At 32.0% G+C, this 5,219-nt stretch carries 6 protein-coding genes; all 6 read left to right on the top strand.

Features of this window, described 5'->3' with window-relative positions; translation table 11 throughout:
* The coding region (locus L1272_RS22500) for a GNVR domain-containing protein (protein WP_328250376.1) at nt 1–552 on the top strand (552 nt) is incomplete at its 5' end.
* Between the two features lie 168 nt (nt 553–720).
* Nucleotides 721–1,656, top strand: a complete 936-nt coding sequence (locus L1272_RS22495; protein WP_235374328.1) for an EpsG family protein — start codon at nt 721–723, stop codon at nt 1,654–1,656.
* Nucleotides 1,625–2,791, top strand: coding sequence for a glycosyltransferase (locus L1272_RS22490; protein ID WP_235374327.1), 1,167 nt, complete (start codon nt 1,625–1,627; stop codon nt 2,789–2,791). Before L1272_RS22495 ends, L1272_RS22490 begins: the two co-directional genes overlap by 32 nt.
* The gene (locus tag L1272_RS22485) at nt 2,792–3,622 is read left to right on the top strand and encodes a polysaccharide pyruvyl transferase family protein (protein ID WP_235374326.1); all 831 of its coding nucleotides are present in this window, start codon (nt 2,792–2,794) and stop codon (nt 3,620–3,622) included.
* A gap of 2 nt (nt 3,623–3,624) precedes the next feature.
* On the top strand, nt 3,625–4,881 hold the full coding sequence (locus L1272_RS22480) for an oligosaccharide flippase family protein (protein WP_235374325.1): 1,257 nt from the start codon (nt 3,625–3,627) through the stop codon (nt 4,879–4,881).
* A gap of 5 nt (nt 4,882–4,886) precedes the next feature.
* A partial coding sequence (locus tag L1272_RS22475) for a glycosyltransferase family 2 protein (RefSeq protein ID WP_235374324.1) occupies nt 4,887–5,219 on the top strand: 333 nt, incomplete at its 3' end.

The following is a 5,219-nucleotide window of genomic DNA, read 5'->3' as shown; positions in this document are numbered from 1 at the left end:
AGACAGCTATACGACTCAGAAATATACAATGTGAACGAAGATAAATGGCTTAGAGAACCTTCAGGGTTGGTAGGTGCAAAGCCTTCACTCCAAGAAGCATATGAAGTGTTCATGGAAAAGTACTTTTATATATCACTAGATAAAGAAAATGGTTCATATACGATTTCCGTTGAACATTACTCTCCATATATAGCTAAAGAATGGGTAGAGTTGTTGAACTACGAAATAAATGAGGTAATGAGAGAAAGAGCAAAACAAGAATCAAAGGAAAATCTTAATTATTTGAACTCTCAGTTAGATAAAACTCGTGTAGTCGAGATGCGAAACACTTTTTATGAATTAATCAAAGAGCAAACAAGAAGTTTAATGTTAGCTGAAGTCCAAAAAGATTATGTTTTTAAGGTAATAGATCCTCCAGTTGTTCCTGAAAAAAAGGTTAAACCAAGTAGAGCTCTTTTAGCAATTGCAGGACTAATCTTGGGGTTAACGATAGGGCTTATGATCGTTTTTATTAGCTTTGTAATTAAGAATGACAAGAAATATTATTCGTAACTCAAGGCTAAGTTAGTAATGTACTTATTTACTACTTTTGTTTCTGTTGTCTATCTGTTTCTACTAGAAAGGAAGTTTCATAAACTAGCTTACTTGTTGGTCATATTGCCTGTTGCGCTTTTCTTCTATCAAGTGCCTGCATTTCAATTCGATGTGGGAACTGATTACATGTCTTATGTAGATATGTATAAGTATGGGTATAACATTGAATATTATTATAGTAAAAAAGAGTATGTTTTTTATGTTATATTAAAAATAGTTACAACTTTAGGGATGGGTGAGCAATCCATATTTTTGCTAGTATCAATAGTCTATACCTTTTTTTGGGTTTTTTTTATTTTTCTGCTTAAAAAGGAAAATTATAAAGTCTGGATACTTGTATTCCTTTACTTCACAGTTACTGGTATTTATCAAAATCAATTGAACGGCTTAAGGCAGTATATGGCAATATCGGTAATGCCTTGCCTTTTTATACTTCTATACAATAGAAAGTACTGGATTTCAGCAGTTTTAGTGATATTTGCATCTCTTTGCCATGCATCATTTATTATTGTTTATCCATTTTTAGCTTTTCTATTTATTAAACCCACACCAGTTAGAGTGGTAACTATCTTTTTCTTAACAGGTGTTGTGTATGCCTTAATACTACCAAAGCTATTACCCTTATTAGTTGAATTATTGTTTGGATCATATTTAGGTTACTTTGAGAGTAAACTATCAGCTAGTGCAAATCTTTTTTCTTTAATAACAAAGTTATACTATGCACCTCTAATATTGCTTTCTATGCATTGCTACTATCAGGATGTTAATAAAGGTTTATATAATAAAAATCATGATATGCTCATGTCATTTTTTATGATTGCGGCTGCAACATATTGGCTTTTTGTTGTTAACCTATATTTCGGGTTTTTCGGAAGAGTTGCTCAGTACTTTATGATTTTTTATATTTTTCCAATGTACTATTTAATTGATAGATATATAGAAAGAAAAAAAGTTTATTCAGTGGTAATTATTTTTGCTTATATCTTAATACCATATATTTTGAAAGTTACCGTTCTAGCAACTTCTGAATATGATTATCAATCAATTTTATCTGGTTTCTAATCCCATGAGCTCAAAAAAAGTATGTATAGTTGCACCAATTCACATTTGGAATGACGTGAGGGTTTTTAAAAAACAAGCTGTATCTTTAGAAAATAGTGGATACGAAGTTTGTTTGGTCGCTAGAATGCCGAAGGAACAGGATGGTTTAACAGTCAACAATATAAAATTAATTAGATCTAAGTTATCAGATAAAGGGAAAGTTTCTAGGATATTACTTATCTATAAAGTTTTTTTTCAGGCATTAAGTTGTAGAAGTGACATCTATCATTTACATAACCCAAATACTATCCCTATTGCTTTTTTGTTGCGACTATTTGGAAAGAAGGTTATTTATGACACACATGAGGACTTTTCTCAGAGATTGCTCTTTAGAGATTGGATCCCGAATAATTTAAAAAAAATATCTTGTCATATTGTTTCTATCCTAGAAGCTATAACAGCTAAGGTTTCGAATGGAGCTATAGGCACCCAAAGTGCAGTTGTGAGAAGGTTAGGTAATAAAGCTATTTTAATTGGTAACCAGCCACGCTTTAACGAGAGTTTGCTTAAGGAAGTCGACAAAATAAAGCATAGCTTAAAGTACGATAATAGTGTTTTTAGGCTTGTTTACCTTGGTAGTATTAATAGCTCGAGAGGAATTAGCGATATAGTTAATGCACTTGAACTTATTAACAATAAAAGCCCTGTAAGATTATGGTTATTAGGTGAAATAGGTAATGATTACCTGCAAGAACTGAAAGCTTTACAAGGGTGGAACTACGTAGATTATTTAGGTTGTTTAGACCAAGAGTTAGCTTTTTCATATGTCTCAATGTCAGATTTAGGAGTTATCTATATACATGACGTCGGAGATCATGCATTTACTGATCCAAATAAGTTATATGAGTATATGACTTTTGGTAAACCTTTTATTGCGAGTGACTTTAATCATTGGAAAGAAAAATTATTAGGTTTTGAGGCTGGTAGTTTTATTACACCTAATTGCCCCGGTTTATTTGCTGATAAAGTAATAGAACTTATAGGTAAACCAAATTTACGTAAAACTATGGGGGAAACTGGTCTACAATATGTATCTCAAAATAATTGGGATATTGAATTTAAAAAGTTAAAGAAGTTGTATAGTGAAATTGTTTAAATGAAAATATCATCATTATTTAAGATAGCTAAAACAAAGTTAAATACTATTGTGAATTATCATAAAAATATTAGCCTTTATGGTAAAGATAACTGTATTTTGGTTAACTATTTTAAAGGGGTTCCTAACTGGGGGGACGATCTTAATGAGTATCTAATTGAGAAAGTTTCGGGAAAAAAGGTTGTTATATATCCTTATTCTAAGAAAAAGCATATCCTAGGAATTGGCTCTATCTTACATCGTGCTAAAAATAACAGTGTCGTATGGGGTAGTGGATTTATTTCTGAGAAAAGTAGTACCCAAAAAAATCTCGATATTAAGCTTCTAAGAGGTCCCAAGACGGCCAAAAAACTAAATTGGTCTGGTTTAGAGTTTGGAGATCCAGGTATCTGCATTAGAAACTTTTATTTTCCAGATATAAAGAAAAAATATCGTTATGGCTTAATACCGCATCATGTGGACAAGATGCACCCAGCTGTCTTAAAGCTAACTAAACGTGAAGATGTATTGCTAATAGACATTCAGCAAGATATTGAACCATTTATTGATCAGTTACTTTCGTGTGAAAGAATTATTTCTTCATCTTTGCACGGGTTAATCGCTTCAGATTCATATTCGATTCCCAACTTACATGTAGTTTTTTCCGATAAGCTATTAGGTGGAAAGTATAAATTTGATGATTATGCGCTTGGGATATCCGGAAAAGTGCGAGAAGCTCATACAATAACAGAGGACTCTGATATTGAAAGTTTTGATAAAGAGTTTTACTTTAATGCTGTTTCAGATGAAAAGATAGCTCATATATTGAATCTTTTTCCGAGAAACGTTTAAACATGCATTTAATCAAACGGATCTTCCACGATTCCTTTTTAAAACAAACACTAGGCGTGTTCTTAATAAAGATAATCTCTTCTATTCTAGGATTTACAACTACAGTCTTACTTGTAAAAAAGCTGGGAGGAGAAGAGTCTAGCTCTTATTTTTTTCTAATAGCTTTAGTATCAGTTTGCACTGCTATAACAACTTTTGGTTCGCCTGATGCGATTTTAAAGTTTTCAGCTATAAATAGAGGAGTAGGAAAACTTGTTAGGCTAGTAATAAGAAAAACATGCATGTTCGCTTTTTCGGCATCAATACTAGCTGCTGCTGTTATATATTTTGTTAACAATATTGAATTGTTATCATCAGAAAAGCTGTTTGTTTTAACCGTTTTTATAATTTTACCTTTAGCTTCAGTTAACCTAGTACTCTCAGCAGCATTGCAAGGTATAGGAAGAGTTGTTTATGCCATGGTTGCATCTGGAGTCTTACAGAGTGCGTGTGTACTTTCAGCTATCTTTTTATTTGAGCTAGATTATTTAGGTGTAGTACTTGCCTTGGCTTTTGGATATTTTTTATCCTCTATCTTTTCAATCTACTTTTTAAAAATAGATTTGAATAACAAAGATAAAAAACACAATTTAAGCGGATTTAAATCTACATGTAAATCAATGTTTGTTAGTCAATGTGTCATTCAGTTTAATAATCATTCAGCTATTCTTCTTTTAGGGCTATTGTGGGTAGGCACCGATATATCAGTCATGGCTATTGCTATGAAACTTACTACATTAATATCTTTTATAATAATTGCTGTTAATAGAGTTTTAGCTCCACAAATCGCTTCTAAATATGAAAAAGCAGATATTGCTGACTTACAGTTGATTATAACTAAATCTGCACGTTTTATGTGGCTGTTTTGTCTACCCGCCATTCTACTGATAATAGTCTTTAGTAAAGAATTGTTAATTCTAATAGATCAGGCTTACGCCGAATATTCGAAGGTATTAATCATGCTTGCTATAGGGCAAGTAGTTAACGTCTTAACCGGAAACGTTGGCTTATTACTTTCAATGACTGGTCATGAAAAAGTCCAAAAGAATATACTAATAGTCAGTCTTTTAGTGTCGTTGGCTATGGGTTTTATGTTGGTTCCTGAATACGGCCCCTTCGGTGCATCAATCATGATGACCACAAATATTGCTTTGGTTAATCTTTCTTCTTATTTTTACGTTTTAACCAAGTTAAAGTTAAATACAATGAAATTGTTATAGGTTTTATGAAAGTTAAGGTTAGTGTACTCATTCCTGTATATGGTGTGGAAAAATATTTAGATACTTTTCTGCAAAGTTTAACAGAGCAAAGCTTGTTAGAAGCTGAGTTTATAGTAGTTAATGATGCTTCTCCCGATAAATCACACGAGATAATTAAAAAGTATCTCAAGAAAGACGATAGATTTATCTACATAAATAAAAAAGAAAATGAAGGACTTTATAAAGCTCGTCAGGATGCTTTTGATAAGGCAAGGGGTGAGTATGTCATTAATTTAGACTCTGATGACTACATATCTTCATGCTTTTTAGCTGATATGTGTAATTTTGCTGATGAAAAT

Origin of the sequence: Pseudoalteromonas sp. PAST1 (genome assembly GCF_021532515.1) — a bacterium.
Taxonomy (GTDB): Bacteria; Pseudomonadota; Gammaproteobacteria; order Enterobacterales; family Alteromonadaceae; genus Pseudoalteromonas; species Pseudoalteromonas simplex.
This window is presented reverse-complemented; position numbering and strand designations above follow the sequence as displayed.